This window comes from Bacillus sp. UNC69MF, from assembly GCF_000746035.1.
GTDB classification, from domain to species: domain Bacteria; phylum Bacillota; class Bacilli; order Bacillales; family Bacillaceae; genus Bacillus; species Bacillus velezensis.
The window spans coordinates 1-22,217 of record NZ_KN050798.1 but is presented as its reverse complement, the minus strand read 5'-3'; the positions used below and the strand labels follow the sequence as shown (position 1 = coordinate 22,217).

At 47.9% G+C, this 22,217-nt stretch carries 18 protein-coding genes, 16 tRNA genes, 2 rRNA genes, 1 pseudogene and 1 riboswitch; of the genes and pseudogenes, 4 read left to right on the top strand and 33 right to left on the bottom strand.

Annotation, left to right across the window (positions count from 1 at the left end):
* Nucleotides 1-20 precede the first annotated feature (20 nt).
* A tRNA-Gly gene (locus BR62_RS0112300) sits at nt 21-94 on the bottom strand.
* Between the two features lie 189 nt (nt 95-283).
* On the opposite strand from BR62_RS0112300, the gene BR62_RS0112295 reads away from it, so the two are divergent.
* Nucleotides 284-487: a helix-turn-helix transcriptional regulator gene (locus BR62_RS0112295; RefSeq protein WP_003155407.1), complete on the top strand. Its 204-nt coding sequence runs from the start codon at nt 284-286 to the stop codon at nt 485-487.
* Nucleotides 484-951, top strand: a complete 468-nt coding sequence (locus BR62_RS0112290) for a hypothetical protein (RefSeq protein WP_015417091.1) — start codon at nt 484-486, stop codon at nt 949-951. Before BR62_RS0112295 ends, BR62_RS0112290 begins: the two co-directional genes overlap by 4 nt.
* Nucleotides 952-971: 20 nt before the next feature.
* Here BR62_RS0112290 and rpsN read toward each other — a convergent pair whose 3' ends face one another.
* The 6 genes from rpsN to BR62_RS0112260 form a co-directional block, all read right to left on the bottom strand.
* Nucleotides 972-1,241, bottom strand: a complete 270-nt coding sequence (rpsN, locus tag BR62_RS0112285) for a 30S ribosomal protein S14 (RefSeq protein WP_032871044.1) — start codon at nt 1,239-1,241, stop codon at nt 972-974.
* A 174-nt stretch (nt 1,242-1,415) separates the two neighbouring features.
* Complete coding sequence (gene ssuD, locus BR62_RS0112280; protein WP_021494886.1) at nt 1,416-2,552, bottom strand: FMNH2-dependent alkanesulfonate monooxygenase; 1,137 nt, start codon at nt 2,550-2,552, stop codon at nt 1,416-1,418.
* Nucleotides 2,553-2,576: 24 nt separating this feature from the next.
* A complete protein-coding gene (locus tag BR62_RS0112275) occupies nt 2,577-3,410 on the bottom strand; it encodes an ABC transporter permease (RefSeq protein WP_032871041.1) in 834 nt (277 codons plus the stop codon).
* The gene (locus BR62_RS0112270; RefSeq protein ID WP_032871038.1) at nt 3,410-4,399 is read right to left on the bottom strand and encodes an aliphatic sulfonate ABC transporter substrate-binding protein; all 990 of its coding nucleotides are present in this window, start codon (nt 4,397-4,399) and stop codon (nt 3,410-3,412) included. Before BR62_RS0112270 ends, BR62_RS0112275 begins: the two co-directional genes overlap by 1 nt.
* Nucleotides 4,400-4,414: 15 nt before the next feature.
* Nucleotides 4,415-5,182 carry an ABC transporter ATP-binding protein gene (locus BR62_RS0112265; protein WP_025284460.1) on the bottom strand — a complete coding sequence of 256 codons (768 nt, stop codon included), beginning with the start codon at nt 5,180-5,182 and terminating at the stop codon, nt 4,415-4,417.
* Nucleotides 5,183-5,404: 222 nt separating this feature from the next.
* Nucleotides 5,405-6,340, bottom strand: a complete 936-nt coding sequence (locus BR62_RS0112260) for an amidohydrolase family protein (protein WP_032871035.1) — start codon at nt 6,338-6,340, stop codon at nt 5,405-5,407.
* A 256-nt stretch (nt 6,341-6,596) separates the two neighbouring features.
* On the opposite strand from BR62_RS0112260, the gene katA reads away from it, so the two are divergent.
* Nucleotides 6,597-8,042 carry a catalase KatA gene (katA, locus tag BR62_RS0112255; RefSeq protein WP_032871032.1) on the top strand — a complete coding sequence of 482 codons (1,446 nt, stop codon included), beginning with the start codon at nt 6,597-6,599 and terminating at the stop codon, nt 8,040-8,042.
* Between the two features lie 71 nt (nt 8,043-8,113).
* On the opposite strand, the gene BR62_RS0112250 is transcribed toward katA, so the two are convergent.
* The 6 genes and pseudogenes from BR62_RS0112250 to BR62_RS0112225 form a co-directional block, all read right to left on the bottom strand.
* A complete protein-coding gene (locus tag BR62_RS0112250) occupies nt 8,114-9,079 on the bottom strand; it encodes an ABC transporter ATP-binding protein (RefSeq protein ID WP_032871029.1) in 966 nt (321 codons plus the stop codon).
* Nucleotides 9,072-10,058 (bottom strand): ABC transporter ATP-binding protein, encoded by a 987-nt coding sequence (locus BR62_RS0112245; RefSeq protein WP_032871027.1) that lies wholly within the window; start codon nt 10,056-10,058, stop codon nt 9,072-9,074. The genes BR62_RS0112250 and BR62_RS0112245 overlap by 8 nt, the downstream gene beginning before the upstream one ends.
* The gene (gene opp4C / locus BR62_RS0112240) at nt 10,055-10,960 is read right to left on the bottom strand and encodes an oligopeptide ABC transporter permease (protein ID WP_032871024.1); all 906 of its coding nucleotides are present in this window, start codon (nt 10,958-10,960) and stop codon (nt 10,055-10,057) included. The genes BR62_RS0112245 and opp4C overlap by 4 nt, the downstream gene beginning before the upstream one ends.
* A gap of 12 nt (nt 10,961-10,972) precedes the next feature.
* Nucleotides 10,973-11,929, bottom strand: a complete 957-nt coding sequence (locus BR62_RS0112235; protein ID WP_032871021.1) for an ABC transporter permease — start codon at nt 11,927-11,929, stop codon at nt 10,973-10,975.
* Between the two features lie 68 nt (nt 11,930-11,997).
* A pseudogene (locus tag BR62_RS0112230) lies at nt 11,998-13,723 on the bottom strand (ABC transporter substrate-binding protein).
* 2 nt (nt 13,724-13,725) lie between these two features.
* On the bottom strand, nt 13,726-13,905 hold the full coding sequence (locus BR62_RS0112225) for an FbpB family small basic protein (RefSeq protein ID WP_032871018.1): 180 nt from the start codon (nt 13,903-13,905) through the stop codon (nt 13,726-13,728).
* 258 nt (nt 13,906-14,163) lie between these two features.
* Here BR62_RS0112225 and BR62_RS0112220 point away from each other — a divergent pair, with 258 nt between their 5' ends.
* Nucleotides 14,164-15,519, top strand: a complete 1,356-nt coding sequence (locus tag BR62_RS0112220; RefSeq protein WP_025284453.1) for an FAD-binding oxidoreductase — start codon at nt 14,164-14,166, stop codon at nt 15,517-15,519.
* A 40-nt stretch (nt 15,520-15,559) separates the two neighbouring features.
* Here the strand turns inward: BR62_RS0112220 and thiC are convergent, their stop codons facing one another.
* The 20 genes from thiC to BR62_RS0112120 form a co-directional block, all read right to left on the bottom strand.
* A complete protein-coding gene (gene thiC / locus BR62_RS0112215; RefSeq protein WP_032871015.1) occupies nt 15,560-17,332 on the bottom strand; it encodes a phosphomethylpyrimidine synthase ThiC in 1,773 nt (590 codons plus the stop codon).
* Nucleotides 17,333-17,453: 121 nt separating this feature from the next.
* A riboswitch (TPP riboswitch) is annotated at nt 17,454-17,564 on the bottom strand.
* 49 nt (nt 17,565-17,613) lie between these two features.
* Nucleotides 17,614-18,312 (bottom strand): Type 1 glutamine amidotransferase-like domain-containing protein, encoded by a 699-nt coding sequence (locus tag BR62_RS0112210; protein WP_032871618.1) that lies wholly within the window; start codon nt 18,310-18,312, stop codon nt 17,614-17,616.
* A gap of 85 nt (nt 18,313-18,397) precedes the next feature.
* A complete protein-coding gene (locus BR62_RS0112205) occupies nt 18,398-19,969 on the bottom strand; it encodes a Na+/H+ antiporter NhaC family protein (RefSeq protein WP_032871012.1) in 1,572 nt (523 codons plus the stop codon).
* A gap of 146 nt (nt 19,970-20,115) precedes the next feature.
* Nucleotides 20,116-20,197 (bottom strand) — tRNA-Leu (locus BR62_RS0112200).
* A gap of 245 nt (nt 20,198-20,442) precedes the next feature.
* Nucleotides 20,443-20,531, bottom strand: a tRNA-Leu gene (locus tag BR62_RS0112195).
* 14 nt (nt 20,532-20,545) lie between these two features.
* A tRNA-Gly gene (locus BR62_RS0112190) sits at nt 20,546-20,620 on the bottom strand.
* 53 nt (nt 20,621-20,673) lie between these two features.
* A tRNA-Gln gene (locus BR62_RS0112185) sits at nt 20,674-20,745 on the bottom strand.
* Between the two features lie 9 nt (nt 20,746-20,754).
* Nucleotides 20,755-20,830: transfer RNA gene (locus tag BR62_RS0112180), tRNA-His, on the bottom strand.
* 29 nt (nt 20,831-20,859) lie between these two features.
* Nucleotides 20,860-20,933, bottom strand: a tRNA-Trp gene (locus BR62_RS0112175).
* 8 nt (nt 20,934-20,941) lie between these two features.
* Nucleotides 20,942-21,026, bottom strand: a tRNA-Tyr gene (locus BR62_RS0112170).
* An 11-nt stretch (nt 21,027-21,037) separates the two neighbouring features.
* A tRNA-Thr gene (locus BR62_RS0112165) sits at nt 21,038-21,110 on the bottom strand.
* Between the two features lie 3 nt (nt 21,111-21,113).
* A tRNA-Phe gene (locus BR62_RS0112160) sits at nt 21,114-21,189 on the bottom strand.
* A gap of 10 nt (nt 21,190-21,199) precedes the next feature.
* Nucleotides 21,200-21,276 (bottom strand) — tRNA-Asp (locus BR62_RS0112155).
* 7 nt (nt 21,277-21,283) lie between these two features.
* Nucleotides 21,284-21,360: transfer RNA gene (locus tag BR62_RS0112150), tRNA-Met, on the bottom strand.
* 7 nt (nt 21,361-21,367) lie between these two features.
* A tRNA-Val gene (locus tag BR62_RS0112145) sits at nt 21,368-21,443 on the bottom strand.
* 10 nt (nt 21,444-21,453) lie between these two features.
* Nucleotides 21,454-21,525, bottom strand: a tRNA-Glu gene (locus BR62_RS0112140).
* 36 nt (nt 21,526-21,561) lie between these two features.
* A tRNA-Ser gene (locus BR62_RS0112135) sits at nt 21,562-21,652 on the bottom strand.
* Nucleotides 21,653-21,657: 5 nt separating this feature from the next.
* Nucleotides 21,658-21,732, bottom strand: a tRNA-Asn gene (locus BR62_RS0112130).
* Nucleotides 21,733-21,741: 9 nt separating this feature from the next.
* Nucleotides 21,742-21,857 (bottom strand): 5S ribosomal RNA (gene rrf / locus BR62_RS0112125).
* Nucleotides 21,858-21,957: 100 nt separating this feature from the next.
* A 23S ribosomal RNA gene (locus BR62_RS0112120) occupies nt 21,958-22,217 on the bottom strand; the annotation flags it as partial.

The window sequence follows — 22,217 nt, the reverse complement described above, 5'->3', positions numbered from 1 at the left end:
CTGCGTTAATAACGTATGTATGGAGCGGGTGATGAGAATCGAACTCACGACATCAGCTTGGAAGGCTGAGGTTTTACCACTAAACTACACCCGCATTAAAATTATTTTTTGTCAGTACCGATTTGATGTTTCTAATATTACATGTTTATTTTTTTTTCGTCAAGGGAATGTTAAAAAATTTGTCGAAAAAAATTCTTTTTTTGTCCACATGTTAAGTTGGGTTTACATTTTGTTAAGAGTCTCATACAATATAAAAAAGAAAAAACTTGAGGTACGCCTGATGATGAAAAATAAAGTAAAAGAGCTGAGAGCCAGATTCGGCTATTCTCAGGAAACGCTCGGAAAAGAAGCCGGAGCCACCAGACAGACGATTGCAGCGATTGAAAAAGGAGATTATGTGCCTTCACTTTTATTGGCGCTTAACATCTGCCGGGCTTTCTCCCTGCCGATGGAGGAAGTTTTCTGGCTGGAGGAGGAGAAAAAATGAGTTTGAAAAGAAAAGCGTGTTTTCACCTTGCACTCTACGGATTGGCCTGCTGGACGCTTATTTCCTTTATGGAAGCGGCGCCGCGGATCGCTCAGTTTTTCCAAACGGAGGGGAGCGGTTCATTTGAGCTGAATATCACGCCGTTTCTGCTGTTTACCGTTTGTACTGCATTATATATCTATACTGAAAAGAAAAAACGGAACGGCAAAAAGCACAGGCTTGTACCCGATGAATTTGAGGAACAGGATGAAAGAGAACGGATGATGACGGCTAAAGCTTGCCGTTCCTCGTATATCGCCGTTTACTTCTCATTGCCGGCCGCAGCCGTTCTGCTTTTGTTTTATCCGCTGATTCAGCCGCATCTTCCCTTTTTTCCGATTCTTTTGATTTTCATTCTGATGATGATTCAGCATTTGGCTTATGTTTTCACTTTTCATAAGCACGGCAAAAACTCCGGTTCATGACAGATCCGGAGTTTTTTACGTTACCAGCTCGCTTTTTTCACCCCGGGAATCCGGCCTTTATGCGCCAGCTCCCTGAATGCGATTCTGGACAGTTTAAATTTTCTCATATATCCGCGGGGCCGCCCCGTCAACGTACAGCGGTTATGAAGCCTGGCCGGAGCAGTATCACGCGGCAGTTTGCTCAGCGCTTCCCAGTCTCCTTTTGCCTTTAATTCTCTTCGGATGTCCGCATATTGTTCAACAAGCTTCTGCCGCTTGAGCTCTTTGATCACTTTTGATTTTTTTGCCATTTCAGCACTCCTAACAAATCGTAATAATTACGTTTTGTATCATATCATCCATATGAGCATCGTGCAAGCTAAGCGCATAAAAAGGCGGGTGAATACCCGCCTTCACTGCTGGCATTTCCCCGGAAATGAATCCGCAGAAAGCGCCCGCCGTCAATTATCCGCCTTGCGACGTCATCAGACTGTCGCTTTATTTCCTCTTGCAAAATGGTCGTTTCCCATTGCTTCACCCAGTCTGCGCTCAAGCTTTTTAGTCCGTTCATTCTGAAACGGCAGAAGCGGAAACACGAGTTCAGCCAGATAATAAGCTTCTTCCAGATGCGGGTAGCCTGAAAAGATAAACGACTCAATGCCGAGTGCCTGATACTCTAAAATTCGAGCAGCGACAGTCTGCGGATCACCGACAAGCGCCGTGCCCGCTCCGCCTCTGACCAGTCCGATGCCGGCCCAGAGATTCGGGCTGATCTCAAGCTTCGAGCGGTCACCGTTATGGAGATCGGCCATCCGTTTTTGTCCCGAAGAATCAGCGCGCCGGAGCGCAGCCTGCGCTTTCGCAATCGTCTCTTCGTCTAAGTGGCTGATTAATCGTTCAGCCGCTTCCCATGCCTCTTCCTCAGTCTCCCGGACAATCACGTGAAGTCTGATGCCAAAACGCATCGTCCTTCCTTCCTTGGCAGCCTGTTTTTTAACGGTTTCAATCTTTTCTTTTACCTGCTCCGGCGGCTCTCCCCATGTTAAATAGACATCTGTATGTTTCGCCGCAGCCTCAATTCCCGCCTGTGATGAACCGCCGAAATATAATGGCGGATGCGGAGACTGTTTTGGCGGAAACAGCAGATTGCTGTTTTCCACTTTAATATGGTCCCCTTCATATGTCACCGTTTCGCCCCGCATGAGTCCGCGCCAGACGGTTAAAAATTCTTCAGTCGCCTTATAACGTTCATCGTGGCTGATAAACATGCCGTCTCCCGCCAGTTCATAAGGATCTCCGCCCGCTACGACATTTACGAGCAAACGGCCGTCTGACAGCCGATCCATTGTCGACGCCATTCTCGCGGCGACAGACGGCTGCATCAGTCCCGGACGGACCGCCACTAAAAATTTCAAGTCACTCGTTTCCCCCGCTAAAGCGGCAGCCGTCAGCCACGGGTCTTCACATGATCTCCCCGTCGGCAGCAGAACCCCCGTATACCCGAGTCTGTCCGCCGCCTGTGCCACTTGCTTAAAATAAAGATGATCCGCCGTTCTCCCTCCCGTTTGCGTCCCTAAATACCGGCCGTCACCATGCGTCGGAATAAACCAAAGAATCTCCATATGAATCTCTCCTTTTTTAATAGGTTACCCTTCATAACTGTTCCGCCATTTTAATAGTTTCCGTTCGAGCATTCTGACCAATGCATCTGTCAGCTTGCCGACAGCCGCAAAAATGATAATGCCGACAAACACCTTATTTGTCTGTGAAAATTGTCTGGCATCCATAATCATATAACCGACGCCCTCGCTCGATCCCATCAGTTCCGCCACCACAAGACCGAGCCACGCAATGCCTAGAGAGAGCCTGATGCCTAGCAGGATATTCGGCAGAGATGCCGGAAGAATTAATTTCGTCATCTGCTGATACCAGTTAAATTCCAGCACCCGCGCGACGTCAAACAGCTTCGCGTCCACACTGCGGATTCCAAGAAACGTATTAATGTACACGGGAAAAAAAGCCCCCAATGCGATCAGCAGAATTTTTGATGTCTCATCAAATCCGAACCACAAAATGAACAGAGGAGTCACGGCCAAGTGCGGAACCGTTCTGAGCATTTGCAGAGACGGATCAAGATATGCTTCCGTCCGCTTTGAGAAACCGACCAGCAGCCCGAAAACAAGGCCGAGGCCCGCGCCAAGCAGAAATCCGGCAGCCGCCCGGTATAAGCTGATCTCTAAATGACCCCAAAGTTCACCTGAAAGAAGAAGTTCCTGAAACGTCTGCAAGATGACGACAGGTGACGGGAGCACCGTTGTCGAGACGATGCCCAGACTTGCGATAACCTGCCATACTGCGATGACCGCAGCCGGGAGTACAACCCCTTTCATCCATTGGTATGAATACTTCCGGGATCTTGCCAGAGCTTTCTTTTCTGATTGGCTTATTGCGCCGGCAGCCGTTGATGCTTCTGCTTTCATTACTTGCCATCCCCCGTTTCAAGCGCTTTTTTAATAAATGAATTGTCGACAACGTCTTTTACATGAATTTTCTTATGAATCGCTTTTGTTTGATATTGAAAATCAGCGGTTTCCTGCTGGGCTTTGACAATATCATCATTGATCGGTTCATTGAGAGGCTCAGTATTGTTAAGCACGTTTCTGACGACTTTCGGATCAAGATGTTTGATTTTCGCATATAAAGAGACAGCTTCATCTTTGTGTTCCTTTTGCCATGCAACTGCTTTATTGAACACTTTCAGAAATCGGACAACCTCATCCGGGTGTTCTTTGGAAAATCCCGTTCTGACTAACGTGAAACCGGGAGAATATAAATCTGTGCTTTCTCCGTTCGCCAATATTTCCGCCCCGTGCTGCAGCGTTTCAATTGACAAATATGGCTCCCAAATGGACCATGCGTCAACTGATTTGTTTTCAAAAGCGGAAACCGCCTCATCAGGCTGAAGCTGGATGATGGTGACGTCATCGGCGGAAAGCCCCGCTTTATCTAAAGCTTTATAGAGAAAATCAAAGCCGCTGCTGCCTTTGGCTACAGCGATTTTTTCACCTTTCAATTCTTTCAGGCTCTGAATCCCGCTGCCCTTGTTTACGAGAATGCCATTTGCCTTTAACCCGTCCTGAGACAGACCGATCTCTTTAAAATCAATTCCAGCCGCCTGACCGGAAATGACCGGTGAATTGCCGACCTGGGAAAAATCAAGCTTATCGGCGGCAAGACCTTCAAACTGCGGAGGACCGCTTTGGAATTCGACCCATTTTACTTTTATTCCGTCTTTTTTGAAGGCCTCTTCAAACCAGCCTTTTTCCTTGGCAATGAGAAGCGGGCTTAAACTCTGCTGGATGCCGATCCGGATTTCTTTCACCGTTTTCCCGCTCCCTCCTGTCCCGTTTGCACTGCATCCGGCTGATATCATGACTGCTGCGGCTAAAAGAATGATGATTTTTTTCACTTCGCTTCGTCCCTTCTATATCCCGGATCCATCCGCAAACCGGAGGTCTTCCGTTTTCTCAAACTCAGAAAGCACCTTCTGCCGGACGGCCTGAAAATCCGCTGACGTCCGATTGCGCGGATGCGGAAGCTGAATCGGCATCAGGCTGTGCAGCCGGCCGGGCTTTGCCCTGAGGATCGCCAGCTTATCGCCTAAATAGACGGATTCATCAATATCATGCGTGACCAGAATCATCGTCGTTTTTTTCTCGCGCCATATATCAAGCAGCACATCCTGCAAATGTTTTCTCGTAAAAGCGTCAAGCGCCCCGAACGGTTCATCTAAAAGCAGCACCTCCGGCTCGCGCAAAAGGGCTCTGGCGATGGCAACCCGCTGCGACATGCCGCCGGATAATTCGCGCGGATAAGCGTTCTCCGCTCCCTGCAGCCTGACAACCTCAATCAGATCATCCACTTTTTTCCGAATGGCCGGGTCGTTCATATTGAGATCGGCAGCGATGTTTTGTTTTACCGTCAGCCAGGGAAACAGCCGGTGCTCCTGAAAGATAAATCCCTGCCGGATGCCCGGTCCCGATACATTGCGGCCGTTTATTGTGACAGAGCCTTTATAATCGGTATCAAGACCGGCAATCAATTTTAAAAGCGTGCTTTTGCCGCATCCGCTCGGCCCGATGACAGTCAAAAATTCTCCCGATGCAATTGACAGCTCAATATCATTCAGCACCGGCGTTTTCCGGCCTTCATGCTCAAAAGCTTTTTCTTGTATGCTGATGGTTACAGCCATCTGTCTTCCCCTCTCTTTCTGCCGCGTGCGATCGAAAAACAAAAAGGCCCCCATCTCCGATTGCTTGCAGAGATGGGAGCCTTCGGCGGTCCGATCGGCAACCCGTTTGTTTTTAAATTTGAATATCATGTTAATTCAAATTATTCCGACTTGTCAACTGTTTTTTATAAGGATTAAAATACGCCCTCCGGCATAACCCTGCCAGAGAGCGCATCGGCTGTATCACGTATTTACTTCCTTTTCTTGGCGGGCGATTTTCAATAATGTCCGCGCGTTGTTGCCGAAAATGTTCTCTATATCTTCTTCCCGCATATTGATTTCCCGGCAGGTCCTCACCTGCTCCTGAAGATATCTGTATACATATCCTCTCGGAAATCCGTTCGAATCCGTCCCGAAGATGATCCGTTCAGCACCGATTAATTCAGATGTCTTCCGAAACAGAATTTCCAAATCAAGCGGGTACGGCATCCACCTCATCCACTGATTTGAGCCGGACGTGTCAATATACACATTCGGGCAGCTCCAGCACAGCTGCAGCAGTTCCTGATAATATCCGGCGCCGAAATGCGGGATGATGAACGGGATATCAGCATACTCTCTCGCGACGCGATAGATGGAGAGCGGGTTGATGTTGCGATGGCTGACAATGCCCCCCGCTCTTCCTAAAAGCCCGAAGTGAATTAATACAGGCAGCCTTTTGTCAGCTAAATACGTCCACAGCTTTTTCAGCGACGGATCATGAAAATCGATGTCTGTCAGCGGCCCGAACAGTTTATATCCTTTCAGACCGAGCCCTTCTACCGCTCTTTTCAGCTCTTCATACGCATCCTCCCGCTCCAAAGGATGATATGCAAATCCGGTAAATCTCGCGGGATTGGCTTGAATAAACGCCGCCATCCGGTCATTGCTCTCTGCTGTTAAAAAATTCAGAACGTCAATGCCATACTTATCTAATTCATTCTCCCATCTTGTCATCAAAGCGATTTCGCCGTCATTGCCCTCAACATCATGCGGATCAGGAAAATCCCAAGTCAGATTCATTCTTTCTGACCGCTCCCGGTTATAATCGGAAAATGTCTTATCGTTTTTGCCGAAATAAAGGCTGTACGGCAGATGACCGTGAATATCGACAGGTTTAAAATGCTGCCGGAAAAGCATACAATCGCCGCCTCCCTTACCGCCTGACAATAAAAAAAGGCCCTTATCCAGTGAAGAATAAGAGCCTCTTGTGTCCAAGTCAGCGGTTTCTATTTTTTCTCATCTTAAACCCATTATTCCCGTCAGTCAAGTATGCTTTCAAACCCAAACCCTTTTTTCGATAATAAAAATAATTATTTTATAATCATTATAAAATAATATTGACTTTTTAATGATAGGTGATATTATGTTTTTATAAATCTAAAGAGGTGATCACATGAGTTCAAATAAATTGACAACCAGCTGGGGCGCTCCTGTCGGAGATAACCAAAACTCAATGACGGCCGGCGATCGCGGTCCTGCTTTAATACAAGACGTCCATCTGCTTGAGAAATTGGCGCACTTTAACAGAGAACGCGTTCCCGAGCGTGTCGTTCACGCAAAAGGCGCGGGCGCACACGGTTATTTTGAAGTCACAAATGACGTTACAAAATATACGAAAGCCGCATTTCTGTCAGAAGTCGGTAAACGCACGCCGCTCTTCATCCGTTTCTCAACCGTTGCGGGCGAACTGGGCTCTAGTGACACAGTGCGCGACCCGCGCGGATTTGCCGTTAAGTTTTATACAGAAGAAGGAAACTACGACATCGTCGGAAACAATACACCCGTGTTCTTCATCCGCGATGCCATCAAGTTCCCTGACTTTATCCATACACAAAAAAGAGATCCGAGAACACATCTGAAAAACCCGACGGCCGTTTGGGATTTCTGGTCTCTGTCACCGGAATCCCTGCACCAGGTCACCATTCTGATGTCAGACCGGGGCATTCCGGCGACTCTTCGCCATATGCACGGATTCGGAAGCCATACATTTAAATGGACAAATGATAAAGGCGAAGGCGTCTGGATCAAATATCACTTTAAAACAGAGCAAGGCGTGAAAAACCTTGATGTTAATACAGCCGCAAAAATCGCGGGCGAAAATCCCGATTACCATACGGAAGATTTGTTCAATGCGATTGAAAACGGCGATTTCCCCGCATGGAAATTATATGTTCAAATCATGCCGTTAGAAGACGCAAACACATATCGCTTTGATCCGTTTGACGTCACAAAAGTATGGTCTCAAAAAGACTATCCGCTCATTGAAGTCGGCCGCATGGTTCTGAACCACAATCCGGAAAATTACTTTGCGGAAGTAGAACAGGCGACGTTCTCTCCCGGCACATTAGTCCCCGGCGTCGACATCTCACCTGACAAAATGCTTCAAGGCCGGTTGTTCGCATACCATGACGCGCATCGCTACCGTGTCGGCGCGAACCATCAGGCGCTGCCGATCAACCGTTCCCGCAATGAAGTGAAAAACTATCAGCGTGACGGACAAATGCGTTTTGATGATAACGGCGGCCGCTCCGTCTATTACGAGCCTAACAGCTTCGGCGGCCCGAAAGAGTCACCTGAAGATAAACAGGCGGCATATCCTGTATCAGGTTTCGCTGACAGTGTAAGCTATAATCATCATGATCATTACACACAAGCCGGCGACCTGTACCGCCTGATGAGCGAAGAAGAGCGCGCGCGCCTTGTCGCCAATATCGTCAGTGCGATGAAACCTGTGGAAAAAGAAGAAATTAAGCTGCGCCAGATCGGCCACTTCTACAAAGCTGATCCTGAATACGGCAGACGCGTTGCCGAAGGACTCGGACTGCCATCACCAAAATAACATCAAAAAACCTGCCGGTCTGCCCGGCAGGTTTTTCCTGTTTATTATCAATAAAACCGTTTTTTTCTCAATTATACGAAGTGGCATGCCGCAAAATGATGAAGCCCTTTTTCTGACAGCGCCGGACTTTTCTCAGCACATATCTTCTTGGCTGCCGGGCATCTCGTTCGGAATTTACAGCCTGAAGGCGGATCAGAGGGGCTCGGTATATCACCCTTTAAAATTATCCGCTCCCTTTTCGCTCCGGGATCAGGAACAGGCACGGCTGATAACAGCGCTTTCGTATAAGGGTGAAGCGGCCGTGAAAAGAGCTCCTCCTTTGACGCGTATTCCACAATCGTCCCTAAATACATAATGGCGACCTTCGTACATAAGTGCTCCACCACGCTTAAATCATGAGAAATGAACAAATATGACAGCCCGTGCTGTTTTTGAAGGCTGCTGAACAAATTGATCATCTGCGCCTGGATGGAGACATCTAACGCCGCCACGGGTTCATCCATAATGATAAATTGCGGCTTGAGCGCCATCGCTCTTGCAATCACGATCCGCTGCCGCTGCCCTCCGGAAAATTCATGCGGATAACGGTCGATAAAGTTTGCGGAAAGTCCGCAGGCTTCAAGAACTTCCGCCGCTTTATCACGCGCGTTCCGCTTCACCGCCAATTGATGCTCGATCATCGCTTCACCAATGGCTTCTCCGATCCGGCGCCGGGGATTTAAAGAACTGAATGGATCTTGAAAGATGAGCTGCGCTTCTGATCTGAAAGTTTTGAGCTCGCGCCGGCTCATCCGAAACACATCACACCCCTGAAAAAACACCTCTCCCGCTGTTTTTTCATGAAGCCTCAAAATGGTCTTGCCGATTGATGACTTTCCGCTGCCCGATTCTCCCGCTAAGCCGAACACTTCTCCCTTTTCTATCGTAAAACTGACACCGTCAACCGCTTTTACGGGATTTTTGCGGGTCTTTCTCATCCCCCCATGCTCCTCGTAATATTTTTTCAGCCCCTTGACCTCCAGCAACACATCACTCATCTGCTTTCTCCTCTCTGTAAAGCCAGCACGCCGCCTGATGCCCCTTCCCGAATTCAGTAAAATGCGGGCTCGATCTCCGGCATATTTCCGTGCTGTGTTCACATCGCTCCGCAAAATAACAAGACGATCCCGACAGGTCCGCAAGCTCGGGGACCTGCCCCGGAATGGTGTACAGCATCTCCCTTCTTTGACCGATAACCGGCTTGGCCGCGAGCAGCCCTTTCGTATACGGATGCTTCGGATCAGAAAACAGCTTTGCAACCGGTCCTTCCTCCACAATTTTTCCCGCATACATGACAATCACATAATCAGCCATTTCAGCAACCACGCCAAGGTCATGAGTAATGAATAAAATAGACGTGCGGAATTGCTTTTTCATATCCCGCAATAAATCCAATATCTGCGCCTGAATGGTTACGTCAAGCGCTGTCGTCGGCTCGTCGGCAATGATCAGTTTCGGTTCGCAGCTAAGCGCGACAGCCGTCATGATGCGCTGCAGCATGCCGCCGCTCAGCTCATGAGGATATTGGTGCATAACCTGCTCGGCATGCGGGATCTCCACTAACGTGATCAGTTCAACGGCCTTCCGCCATGCTTCTTTCTTACTCAGCAATAAATGTTCGCGAATCGGTTCGGCCAGCTGCTCACCGATTGTAAACACCGGATTCAAAGATGTCATCGGTTCCTGAAATATCATCCCGATTTCGCTGCCGCGGATTTTCTGCATGTCTTTTGGTTTCAATTCCAACAGGTTACGTCCGGAAAAATGCACCGCTCCCCGTTCGATTCTCCCCGACTCGGGAAGAAGCTGCATAATGGACAATGACGCCATGCTTTTCCCGCAGCCGGACTCCCCTACAATACAAACCGTTTCCTCCTCATGTATCGTAAAGCTGACATCGTCCACGGCCCTTACCGCCCCCTCCTCTGTATAAAAAGCCGTTTCCAAATGCCTTACTTCTAAAAGCGGTTTTTTCATTTCATTTTCACCTGCCGTTTTACCTTAGGATCAAAAGCGTCTCTTAAACCGTCTCCAAGCAGATGAATCGCCACAACGGTCAGAAAAATGGCCGTTCCCGGCGGAATCCACAGCCACGGGCGGAGTGTAAAATCCATAAAATGATTCGCCGCTTCCATCATGTTTCCCCAAGAAGGTGTCGGCGGAGCAACGCCAAGCCCGAGAAAACTCAGCGCCGATTCACTCAGCATCGCTCCCGCCACATGCAAAGTCGCCGCTACCAGTAATAACGGCAATGTATTGGGAAGCAAATGATAGAGGATTTTCCGTTTATCACTAAGCCCCAAAACTTCCGCGGCCATCATAAACGGCTGCTCCTTCAGCGACAAAATCTGTCCGCGTACAAGCCGCGCCAGACCGGGCCATCCGATCAAGCTTAACATCACCATAATCAGGTACATTCTGTATTCAGAAGGCACTTTCCACTCCGACATCACCGCAGCCAAAATCAAAAGCAGCGGCAGGCCCGGGATGGACATGAGCATATCAGCGATGCGCATAATGATCATATCAGCGGCTCCCCGATAAAATCCGGCCGCAGCCCCGAATAAAGAACCGATGACAAGCGACAGCACCATTGAAGCAAGCCCCACGGTCAGAGAAATCTGACCCGCCAGCATCAGCCTCGTCAGCACATCTCTCCCGTACTGGTCAGTTCCCAGCCAATGATGGATTCCCGGCTGCTGATTGGCATTTGAAATATCCGTCCGATCTGTTATGTACGGAGAAAAAGACGGCCCGATAAAGCACAATAAAAACATAAAACATAAGAAAAGAAGACTGATGACCGTCAGCTTATGCTGCAGCAGGCGGCGGTACGTCTGCTTCCAAAGAGAAGGCGGCACGCCTTTTTGTTTTTTCATTCCGATCACCCCCTATTTCAGCCTGACCCGCGGATCAACCGCGGCATAAGCGATATCCGCCAAGAAGTTCCCCACAATCGTTAAACAAGACAAAAACAAGGTAAACGCCATCAAAACCGGATAATCACGATAATGCACAGATTCCAGCTGAATACGTCCGACACCCGCCCACCCGAAAATCTGTTCAATAATGATGGCTCCGGAAAACAGTCCCGGCAGTTCAAAAGCAAGCAGGGTGATGGCCGGAATGAGCGCGTTTTTCAACGCATGTTTCCAGATGACGGTGCGCTCTTTCAATCCCTTCGCTCTCGCCGTTCTGATATAATCCTGTCTGATCACGTCCAGCATGCCGGAGCGGAAATACCTTGTCAGCGAGCCGATGCCGAGCATAGATAAAATCACGACCGGAAGAATCATATGTCTGGCGGCTTCAAGCACGTACGAAAAACCTGTACTCGTGCTTCCGGTATCAATCATCCCGCCGACGGGCAATATTTTCAAATCCACCCCAAACCACTTAATAAACAGAAGGCTGATAAAAAAAGACGGGAACGCCATGGAAGCAAAAACAAGAAACGTCACGATCCCGTCAAACCATGAGTATTTCCTGACAGCGGATATGACACCCGTTATCATCGCGGCTGACCATGTGACAAGCAACGCCAAAAACGCGACAAAAAACGAATTCCAGACATATTTCCGAAGCAGTGACAGGACGTTCTCCTGATATTTCAAAGAAAACCCAAAATCTCCGCTGAGCACATTTCCGAGCCATGTCACATAGCGCTGCCAAATCGGCTGATCCAGCCCGTAAAGCGCTTTTAACTCCTGCGCTCTTTCAGGAGTCAGGTTTACATTGGAATCAATATAGTCGCCCGGCAGCATGGCGAATAAGAAAAAAATAATAAAGGACGTACCAAATAAGATCACAAGCATTTGAATGAATCGTTCTGCGGCATACCGTTTCACAAAAAGCCCCTCCTTTCCGCTGAAAGGGCAAAATCCCCAGGATGCACCGGGTATTTTGCCCAACCGTTCTATTGAATTGAGACATTTGAGAGACTTGAACTGATTCCAGAATAATTGTCAGGCTCAAGCCCTTTTATTTTTCCGCTGACCGCCCTTGCGCTCTGACGGTAATGAATCAGAATGTAAGGCGGGTTTTCCCCGAGCTCCCGGTACAGCTGGTGATAAATCTCTTTTCTTTTGCTGATATCAAGCGTGCCGGCTCCTTTCTCTATCAGCCGGTCCGCTTTCGGATTGGAATATCCCGTTACATTATTGGGATGGCCGGAAGCCAGCTTTTCCACCGTGTCATTCGGATCAAGAATCTGCGAGGTGGAAACGGCGGCAAGGTCATATTGTTTGTCATTTATTTTCGCTACTTCTGTATTAAAATCCATCACTTCCGGTTTTAATGAGATTCCGATGTCCGCGTAATTTTCTTTCGCGATCGGGATGAAATCATCATCCGCTTTAGACGTGTAATAGCTGATTTCAAGCTTTTTGCCGTTTTTTTCACGTACACCGTCTTTGCCCGTTTTCCAGCCTGCTTCATCGAGAAGCTTTTTGGCTTTTTCAGGGTTAAACGCGTACCGATTGACATCTTTGTCATCATAAGCCCACGAAACCGGAGACACCGGCACATTCGCGACTTCTCCGTAGCGTTTAAAGCGGACATCGACGATTTTTTGACGGTCAAGCCCGTAAATAAGCGCTTGGGACACTTTCTTATCTCGAAAAGGCGGACGCTTGTGATTGACGTACACAAGCCCGTAATCATTCACGACAGATACGCTTATATTGGCAAAACCGAGACTTTTTAAATGCTGAACCGTATCATCATCAGGTGAGAAAGAAGCGTAATCAAGGTCACCCGTTTCAAACAGCTGAAGGGAAGTTGACGGATCGATAATTTTATAAATCAGCTTTTCCGTTTTCGGTTTTCCTGCATAATAGTGTTCATTAGCCTGATAGCGTATTTCCTGTCCCGGAAGGTATTCTGTAAATTGATAAGGTCCCGCTCCGAGCGGTTTGGCATAAAGCTCTTTTAAATAGTCCAGTTTGCCGAATTGATAATTCTTTCCGTAGTAGGCTTCTGACAGCACCTGCCCGCCTAAAAGAAGCAGCGACTTCGCACTGACTTTCTCAGTCGTGATTTGAATGGTTCTGTCATCAAGGACGCGAATGCCCTCTATCGTCTTTGCCTTTCCTTCTTTGTAAGCCTTACCGCCTTTAATATAAGCCGTGGTGATATCTTCATAGCCCGCATATGCAGGATCATGCAGCAGTGTTAAAGTGAATGCGGCATCCTTTGCGGTCAGCGGTGAACCGTCGCTGAAAACGAGATTTTTTCTTAAACGGAACGTGTATGTAAGCTGATCTTTGGAAATTTTCCAGCTTTCCGCAAGAGCCGGGGCGGGCAGGCTTCCCCGTTTTATCCAATTTGACTAACGGTTCAAAAATAGGATCTGTCGCATTTCCGTCCCAGCCGTTTTCGTAAAAGTACGGCAGAAACACACCGCCCGGCGCGGAAATCCCAGCAACAAAAGTGTCAGTTCTGGCTTTCGATTTAGCGGGAATCGCCGCCGGATGAGAAGCTTTAAATTCCTTTGTCTTGACATGGGCAATACGTGTTTCTTCCTTTTTATCCGCCGCAGATGACGGTTCTTCTCCGGCACTCCCGAACGCGCACCCTGATAACATGATGGATACCGACAGCGCGAGTACCGTTGTTTTTATCCTCCATTTTCTCTCCTTCATCTTTATCGAACCCCCGCATGCTTTTCATCTATCTTTATATAAATCTGCTCCATCTGTTCCTCATTTCTCATAATCTCCCGTTTGTTTTTCTCTACAAGCAGTTCGAAATTCAATGTGTGTTTTCTATACTTTTTTCGTTTTTTGCTCTTTTTGAGCACATGTGATACCTTTTTTAACGCCACTTTTCATCCCTCCGCTTTTCATTTCATTCATGACTTTCACGCAAAAAAGGCCCTTATCTGTTTAAAAGATAAGAGCCTTCGGTGATCCGATCAGCCATCGTTTGGAAATATGTAATGATTATGTTAATTCATACAATCCCTACCTGTCAACTACAATTTAAAATATCGTTTCCTTCCGGGGGTTTTCCTCATACACTCTCTCATTTTTCCGCATATGCTAGAAAACATAGCAGAGTACAAGTGAAAGTGAGTGAGAATGTGGAAAAGACAACATTGACCGGTCGCATCGTCAAAAAAGATGACCCGGACTATAATGCTGCGAGAACCAATATCAATTTAAGCCTGCAAAGATATCCAGACATCATTGTGTTTTGTCAAAACAAACATGACGCCCTCAATGCGGTGAGATGGGCGCGTGAGAACAATGTGCCTTTCCGTATCAGAGGCGGAAGACACAGCTACGAAAATTTTTCCCTGTTAAATGACGGACTAGTCATTGATCTCAGTGAAATGAAGAAAATAAGAGTAAATGAGGATAAGCGGCTGGTCTCGATTGAAGCGGGAGCCGAATTGGGGGAAGTCTACCGGACACTCTGGCGGTACGGCTTGACCCTTCCTGCGGGAACCATTGCGAATGTGGGAATCACGGGGCTGACGCTCGGGGGAGGAATCGGATATTTAACAAGAACTGCCGGACTTACTTGCGATCGTCTCCTCCAGCTCGAGATGATCATAGCGGACGAAAAAGCGGGTGCTGACTTGATCACAGTCAACCGTTCAAAGCACTCTGATCTATTTTGGGCGTCTCAGGGAGGAGGGGGAGGCAACTTCGGCATTGTCACATCCATGATGTTTAAAGCCGTGCCGATCTCGTGCGTGTCTGTTTTTTCTGTCACTTGGGGCTGGGATGATTTTGAGGAAGTATTTAACACATGGCAGCGCTGGGCTCCATTTACAGACAACCGGCTTACCTCATCAATTCAGTTTTGGCCTAAGGAAGTCAACCGCATAGAAGCCCTCGGTCAATTTACCGGGACAAAGGATGAGCTGAAAGAACTGCTGGCTCCGTTAATGAAAGCGGGAAAACCGGCAAGCGGCATGGTCAAGACAGTGCCATTTATTAAAGCGGCAGCCTTTTTTAACAGCCCGGGAGGAAATCAGCCGCAAAAGATGAAGCGGTCAGGATCCTTTATTGAAAAACCATTATCAACACGCGCGATTTCCACTTTAAAGCGCTATTTAGAGCACGCTCCGAACGAAAACGCCAGTGTGTGGCAGCAATCTCTCGGCGGGGCGGCCGGACGGATCGCTCCGGACCAAACGGCATTCTACTATCGCAACGCAATCATTGCCCAAGAATATATAACAACTTGGACATCTGCTGAAGAAGAAAGACAAAATGTCCGCTGGATTGAAGGACTGAGAACGTCCCTATCAAGAGAAACGATGGGAGATTACGTGAATTGGCCTGATAGAGAAATCAGAAACTGGCTGCAAACGTATTACGGAGAAAATGTTCACCGCCTCCGTCAAGTCAAAACGAAATACGATCCGGAAAATATATTCCGCTTTGAGCAGAGCATTCCGCCGCTTCGCCGTTCACCGTTTTTCTAAAAAAGATGAAGATGGGCAAACTCCATCTTCATCTTTTCTTTTATTGATATAAGCGGCTTCCCTTCTCTGCAAACTCTTTTGCTTTTTCTTTCAGCCCTTCGTTGACGGCCTCGTCTTCAGTAAGTCCGTTTTCCTTCGCATAATCACGAATATCCTGAGAAATTCTCATACTGCAGAACTTCGGACCGCACATCGAACAGAAGTGAGCCGTTTTTGCGCCTTCAGCCGGCAGCGTTTCATCATGATATTCCATTGCTCTTTCAGGATCAAGCGACAAATGAAATTGATCACGCCACCGGAATTCAAACCGCGCCTTAGACAGAGCATCGTCACGGATCTGTGCACCCGGATGCCCTTTAGCAAGGTCTGCGGCATGTGCCGCGATTTTGTACGTGATGACACCTTCTCTTACATCATCACGATTCGGCAGCCCCAAATGCTCCTTCGGCGTGACATAGCAAAGCATCGCCGTCCCGTACCAGCCGATCATCGCCGCGCCGATTGCTGAAGTAATGTGGTCATAACCCGGAGCGATATCCGTCGTTAATGGCCCGAGCGTGTAAAAAGGCGCCTCTTTACAAATTTCCAGCTGCTTGTCCATGTTTTCCTTAATTTTATGCATCGGCACATGACCCGGTCCTTCGATCATCACTTGCACATCGTGCTTCCACGCAATCTCCGTCAATTCTCCGAGAGTCTCCAATTCCGCAAACTGCGCTTCATCATTGGCATCCGCAATCGAACCGGGGCGAAGCCCGTCACCAAGAGAAAAAGCGATATCATAGGTCTTCATAATTTCACAAATTTCTTCAAAATGCGTGTACAGAAAGCTTTCCTGATGATGAGCCAGGCACCATTGCGCCATAATCGCCCCGCCGCGGGATACGATTCCCGTCGTGCGTTTAGCCGTTAACGGGACGTAACGAAGCAGTACGCCGGCATGGATGGTGAAATAATCCACGCCCTGCTCCGCCTGCTCAATCAATGTGTCACGATAAATGTCCCACGTTAAATCCTCGGCAATGCCATTTACTTTTTCAAGCGCCTGATAAATCGGCACCGTCCCCACAGGCACGGGGCAGTTGCGGATAATCCATTCACGCGTCGTATGAATGTCTTTTCCCGTGGATAAGTCCATCATCGTATCGGCGCCCCATCGAATCGCCCACGTCATTTTTTCGACTTCTTCTTCGATAGAAGATGTAACAGCCGAGTTGCCGATATTTGCATTGATTTTCACATGAAAATTCCGGCCGATAATCATCGGCTCGCTTTCCGGGTGGTTGACGTTAGAAGGAATAATCGCCCGGCCGCTCGCCACCTCTTCCCTGACAAATTCGGGAGACACATGCTCGCGAATTGCGATAAACTCCATTTCCGGCGTAATGATGCCTTTTCTCGCATAATGCAATTGTGTTACATTTTTCCCCGGCTTGGCCCGAAGCGGTTTCCGCTGTAGGCCGGGGTATTCGGCAGCATGATCTTCTTTTTTATAACCGTTGTCTTCAGGTCTCACGGTCCGGCCGTTATATTCTTCTACATCTCCGCGCCCGGTAATCCACTTTGTGCGGAGCGCCCCCAGCCCTTCATGAATATCAATCTGTACATCCGGGTCTGTATACGGCCCGCTCGTATCATAAACACGGACCGGCGCATTCTCCTCTTCCCCGAATGCCCCCGTAGTCGCACTCAGGCTGATTTCCCGCATCGGCACTCGTATATCGGGCGAAGAACCTTCTGCATAAACCTTTTTACTGCCGGAAAAACTCGACATAATGGAAATGTTCGCTTGCTGTACTGATTGATTTTGCATACAAATCTCTCCTTTATCATTTGAATAACAGAACCAAGCTCAGCACCAGCACAAAAAAACCGGGTTCAAAGAAGAACCCGGTTTTGCAGTCAGAAAGAAACTATTATTGTTTTCATCAACAATAATAAAACCTTTACTTCCCCACGCTGGTACGAACCAGATCAGGTCCAAAGGGTTAAGAAGCCGCCGCTTCTCTCTCAGCCCGCTCAGACGGGCACCCCCAGTAACTATTGATTTCGCTCTCATCGTAACATAAGTTGTGTACAAAAAAAAGCATATTATCAAAATTCAGATAACGGTACGGTCATAAGCTCTGTTTCCCGAACGCCTTTTTCGGTATTAAAAACCCGATAACCCTTTGCGGTTTCCCTGGAAGAGACAGCCCGGAACAGCTGACCGTCTTTATAATGAAGCGCAGCGCCGTCATCAGCGGCATAGCCCTCCCTGAGTTTCTTTTCTGAAATCAGACGGTGATACACCGGCCGGCGCTCCGCTTCTCCGTCATAGTGCGGACAAAAGCTTCCCGGCAAAAATCCTAAAGCTCTTAACTCTCTCAAATCTCCAGCCGAATCCGTCAATCCTTCTTCATACCAGCAAATCGCCCCGGCGCTGAGACCCGCCAACATGATGCCGTTTTCCCAAGCCTCACGAAGAATAAGGTCAAGCCCCCACTCTTTCCATAAGACAAGCATATTGCGCGTATTTCCGCCGCCGACATATATAATATCTTTCTTCATGAGAAAGGATCTGAGATCAGAACCCGGCGGTTTAAACAGCGACAAGTGATCCGGCTCACCCCGCAGCTTTTGAAAGGCCTGATAAAACCTGCCGATATAATTCTCCGAATCTCCGCTTGCCGTCGGCAAAAAACAAATTTTCGGCTTTGACCGCGCCGACTGCTCTAAAATATACTGATCCAGCATAAGATAATCCGGCTCCATGGAAAAGCCCCCGCCGCCCATTGCAATAATCTGCTTCAATGTCATCACCTCTTTTTTCCTCTAGTATAACAGCTCATAAAAAGGCTTTATCCCCATTTCGGATACCGCCTTTAAAAAGTATTTGTTATCTGAAAAATGAAAACGCACCGTATAACACAACGGAGATCCCCGCGGCGATAAGCGCCGGAACAAGCTTCGAACGGGCATACTTCACAACATCGATCCCCAACACCGTACAGGTTGTCACCGTATTATCACTGAGAGGAGAAGCAAACGCTCCAAATGTTCCGCTCGCAAACACGGCCCCGATCGCTAATAATAAACTGGTATGTGACTGAACCGCCAGCGTTACGCCGAGCGGCATTAAAAGCCCCCAAGTCCCCCAAGATGACCCGATAAAATAGGATATAACAGCCCCCAGTATAAAAAGAGACGGCGCAATAAACATATGAGGGATCCATGACGTTAAATGAGAAGTAACATATTCCGAGAATCCCAGATCTTCAGATACTGCTGTTACGGCCCAAATCAGCGATAACATAATAATAACGTTGACCAATTCGTTTCCGCCCTTAATAAAATGGGTAACAAGCTCGCCTGCATGAAAACGCTGAAACATAAAAAGAGCAAATGCTGCAATAACCGCTGCCAATAATGCGGTTAACATGACGCCAAGCATATCGCTTTTGATAAAAGCATTCAAAAACCCTTGTGCTTTTGAATGGCCGTCCCACCAACTGAGAAAGAGTGTTAATAGCAAAAACAGCCCGATCGGAATGATTAAATTCCACGGCCGAATCGGTGTTTCCTTAATATAAGCACGGTGCGCCGAATCCAGCTCCTCCTGCTGGTCAGCATGCTCATCACTTTTGAACATTCCCGTATGTTCACCGTGAATATCTGAGATCGTCCCTGTTTCCATGTTGAATGAACCTGAGCCTTTTGAAAGCAACACACCGCTGTTCCGCGGAATCGGTTCCGTATTTTTGTTATGTTTGCGAGCAGAAGTTTGTCCGCTCTTTTCTGTTTTTTCTAAGCTTTCGTCCGCTTTTTGTTTCTTAAAAAAGCAGTAATAAATTCCGACTACTATAATCACAATGGAGAAAAAATTGAAGGGAATACTTTTCACATACACCGTATAAGCCGGCTGATCTATTCCTGACGTTTTAAGGGCCTGTCCGATAATGGAAACCATGTAGCCGACAAATGCCGTTGCTATCGGAATCAAGGCAATGACAGGGTTTGCCGTAAACTCAATGGCATACGCAATTTTCTGTTTCGACAGGTCCAGACGCTTGCTTAAAGCTTTCATGATCGGTGCAATTGTGACGATGCGAAAGTCCGGTTCACTGAACGTGCCAAATGTCGACAGCCATGCAAGCAGCATCGCACCTTTTTTGGTTTTAACTTTTTTACTGATCAAATGGACGAATCCTTTTATCCCGCCGGTCAGCTTTATAATCCCTACAAGGCCGGCAAATGAATATAGAAACACAATGATTCTAATATTATTGGTGACGACAATGTTGCTGATTACATATTGAACCATATGCTCAATCCCGCCAAGCAAGCTGGGATGCAAAAGATAGCTTCCGACCAGCAAACCGACAAACAGGCCGGACTGCACTTGCTTTGTAATGATTGAAATGGGAATGACCAGACTAAATGGGATAAGACAAGCCCAAGTCCCTTCCATAAAAAACACCTCTTTCAAAGAACTTCTTGTTAGTATCTTTGAAAAAAGCGGATTTATACAATTGCTCGCGTATCATGTTTTCACAAGCCTTGGAGGATATTTTCACACAACAAAAAAGGCTTCTACATATTGTAGAAGCCTTTGTATACCGGTGGCCGGGGTCGAACCGGCACTCCAGAAGGAACACGATTTTGAGTCGTGCGCGTCTGCCAATTCCGCCACACCGGCATGTAATGCGTCGTGTTCAACCGACGTATATAAATATAACATGTATTTCATAAAACGTCAACGGTTTTAGCAAAGTTTTTTAAATGGTAATGCAGTATATACGATACAAGCAAGAAACTTATATTGATAGTCATTACGTTTTTATTATATAAAAAAAGTGATCTGCAATATGCAAATCACTCTCATATATGTTTTATAATGTGAAAACTGATGACCAATTTAACATAGTTCGTTCAAAGTTAAATTGGTGCCGAGGGCCGGACTTGAACCGGCACGGTAGTCACCTACCGCAGGATTTTAAGTCCTGTGTGTCTGCCAATTCCACCACCCCGGCGCGGATGGTATAGTTGGAGCGGAAGACGGGATTCGAACCCGCGACCCCCACCTTGGCAAGGTGATGTTCTACCACTGAACTACTTCCGCAACATGTAAAAGAACTTAATACATCTTATGCTGTTGTTTTTTAAAAAATGCAACTGGGCTAGCTGGATTCGAACCAACGCATGACGGAGTCAAAGTCCGTTGCCTTACCGCTTGGCTATAGCCCAATGATAAAATGGGGCGATTGATGGGAATCGAACCCACGAGTGCCAGAGCCACAATCTGGTGCGTTAACCACTTCGCCACAACCGCCATAATCTGAAGATGAATAAATAAAATAGTGGCAGGGGCAGTAGGAATCGAACCCACACCGGAGGTTTTGGAGACCTCTGTTCTACCGTTAAACTATGCCCCTATTTAAAATGGTGGAGGGGGGCAGATTCGAACTGCCGAACCCTGAGGGAGCGGATTTACAGTCCGCCGCGTTTAGCCACTTCGCTACCCCTCCATCATTTAGAGTGCCGGCCAGAGGACTTGAACCCCCAACCTACTGATTACAAGTCAGTTGCTCTACCAATTGAGCTAGACCGGCAAATGGTGGCTCGGGACGGAATCGAACCGCCGACACACGGATTTTCAGTCCGTTGCTCTACCAACTGAGCTACCGAGCCTTTTTATAAATGGCGGTCCGGACGGGACTCGAACCCGCGACCTCCTGCGTGACAGGCAGGCATTCTAACCAACTGAACTACCGGACCATTTTTTTGGTTGCGGGGGCAGGATTTGAACCTGCGACCTTCGGGTTATGAGCCCGACGAGCTACCGAACTGCTCCACCCCGCGATGATAATGGTGGAGGATGACGGGCTCGAACCGCCGACCCTCTGCTTGTAAGGCAGATGCTCTCCCAGCTGAGCTAATCCTCCATCATATAAGTGACCCGTACGGGATTCGAACCCGTGTTACCGCCGTGAAAGGGCGGTGTCTTAACCGCTTGACCAACGGGCCCTGGTATTTTTTCGTTTGTTATGTATTGATAATTAGTGGCGGAGAGCAAGGGATTCGAACCCTTGAGACGGGGTTACCGCCTACACGATTTCCAATCGTGCTCCTTCGGCCACTCGGACAGCTCTCCATAAATGGCTCCGCAGGTAGGATTCGAACCTACGACCGATCGGTTAACAGCCGATAGCTCTACCACTGAGCTACTGCGGAATGAAGTCTGCCTGGCGATGTCCTACTCTCACAGGGGGAAACCCCCGACTACCATCGGCGCTGAAGAGCTTAACTTCCGTGTTCGGCATGGGAACGGGTGTGACCTCTTCGCCATCATCACCAGACGTATTAGTGACATGTATTATTATACTATGTATTTCAGAAAAAGCAAGAGTTTTTTTAAAAATTCTCTCAAAACTAGATAACAGTAAGCATACATTCAAATTGGTTAAGTCCTCGATCGATTAGTATCTGTCAGCTCCATGTGTCGCCACACTTCCACCTCAGACCTATCAACCTGATCATCTTTCAGGGATCTTACTTCCTTGCGGAATGGGAAATCTCATCTTGAGGGGGGCTTCATGCTTAGATGCTTTCAGCACTTATCCCGTCCGCACATAGCTACCCAGCGATGCCCTTGGCAGAACAACTGGTACACCAGCGGTGCGTCCATCCCGGTCCTCTCGTACTAAGGACAGCTCCTC

Coding starts and splice junctions, on each gene's coding strand:
- rpsN (WP_032871044.1), bottom strand. CDS start 1,241: ATGGCAAAAAAATCAAAAGTGATCAAAGAGCTCAAGCGGCAGAAGCTT.
- BR62_RS0112245 (WP_032871027.1), bottom strand. CDS start 10,058: ATGAAAAAACCGCTTTTAGAAGTAAGGCATTTGGAAACGGCTTTTTAT.
- BR62_RS0112295 (WP_003155407.1), top strand. CDS start 284: ATGAAAAATAAAGTAAAAGAGCTGAGAGCCAGATTCGGCTATTCTCAG.
- katA (WP_032871032.1), top strand. CDS start 6,597: ATGAGTTCAAATAAATTGACAACCAGCTGGGGCGCTCCTGTCGGAGAT.
- BR62_RS0112275 (WP_032871041.1), bottom strand. CDS start 3,410: ATGAAAGCAGAAGCATCAACGGCTGCCGGCGCAATAAGCCAATCAGAA.
- ssuD (WP_021494886.1), bottom strand. CDS start 2,552: ATGGAGATTCTTTGGTTTATTCCGACGCATGGTGACGGCCGGTATTTA.
- BR62_RS0112250 (WP_032871029.1), bottom strand. CDS start 9,079: ATGAGTGATGTGTTGCTGGAGGTCAAGGGGCTGAAAAAATATTACGAG.
- thiC (WP_032871015.1), bottom strand. CDS start 17,332: ATGCAAAATCAATCAGTACAGCAAGCGAACATTTCCATTATGTCGAGT.
- BR62_RS0112205 (WP_032871012.1), bottom strand. CDS start 19,969: ATGGAAGGGACTTGGGCTTGTCTTATCCCATTTAGTCTGGTCATTCCC.
- BR62_RS0112260 (WP_032871035.1), bottom strand. CDS start 6,340: ATGCTTTTCCGGCAGCATTTTAAACCTGTCGATATTCACGGTCATCTG.
- BR62_RS0112290 (WP_015417091.1), top strand. CDS start 484: ATGAGTTTGAAAAGAAAAGCGTGTTTTCACCTTGCACTCTACGGATTG.
- BR62_RS0112265 (WP_025284460.1), bottom strand. CDS start 5,182: ATGGCTGTAACCATCAGCATACAAGAAAAAGCTTTTGAGCATGAAGGC.
- opp4C (WP_032871024.1), bottom strand. CDS start 10,960: ATGAAAAAACAAAAAGGCGTGCCGCCTTCTCTTTGGAAGCAGACGTAC.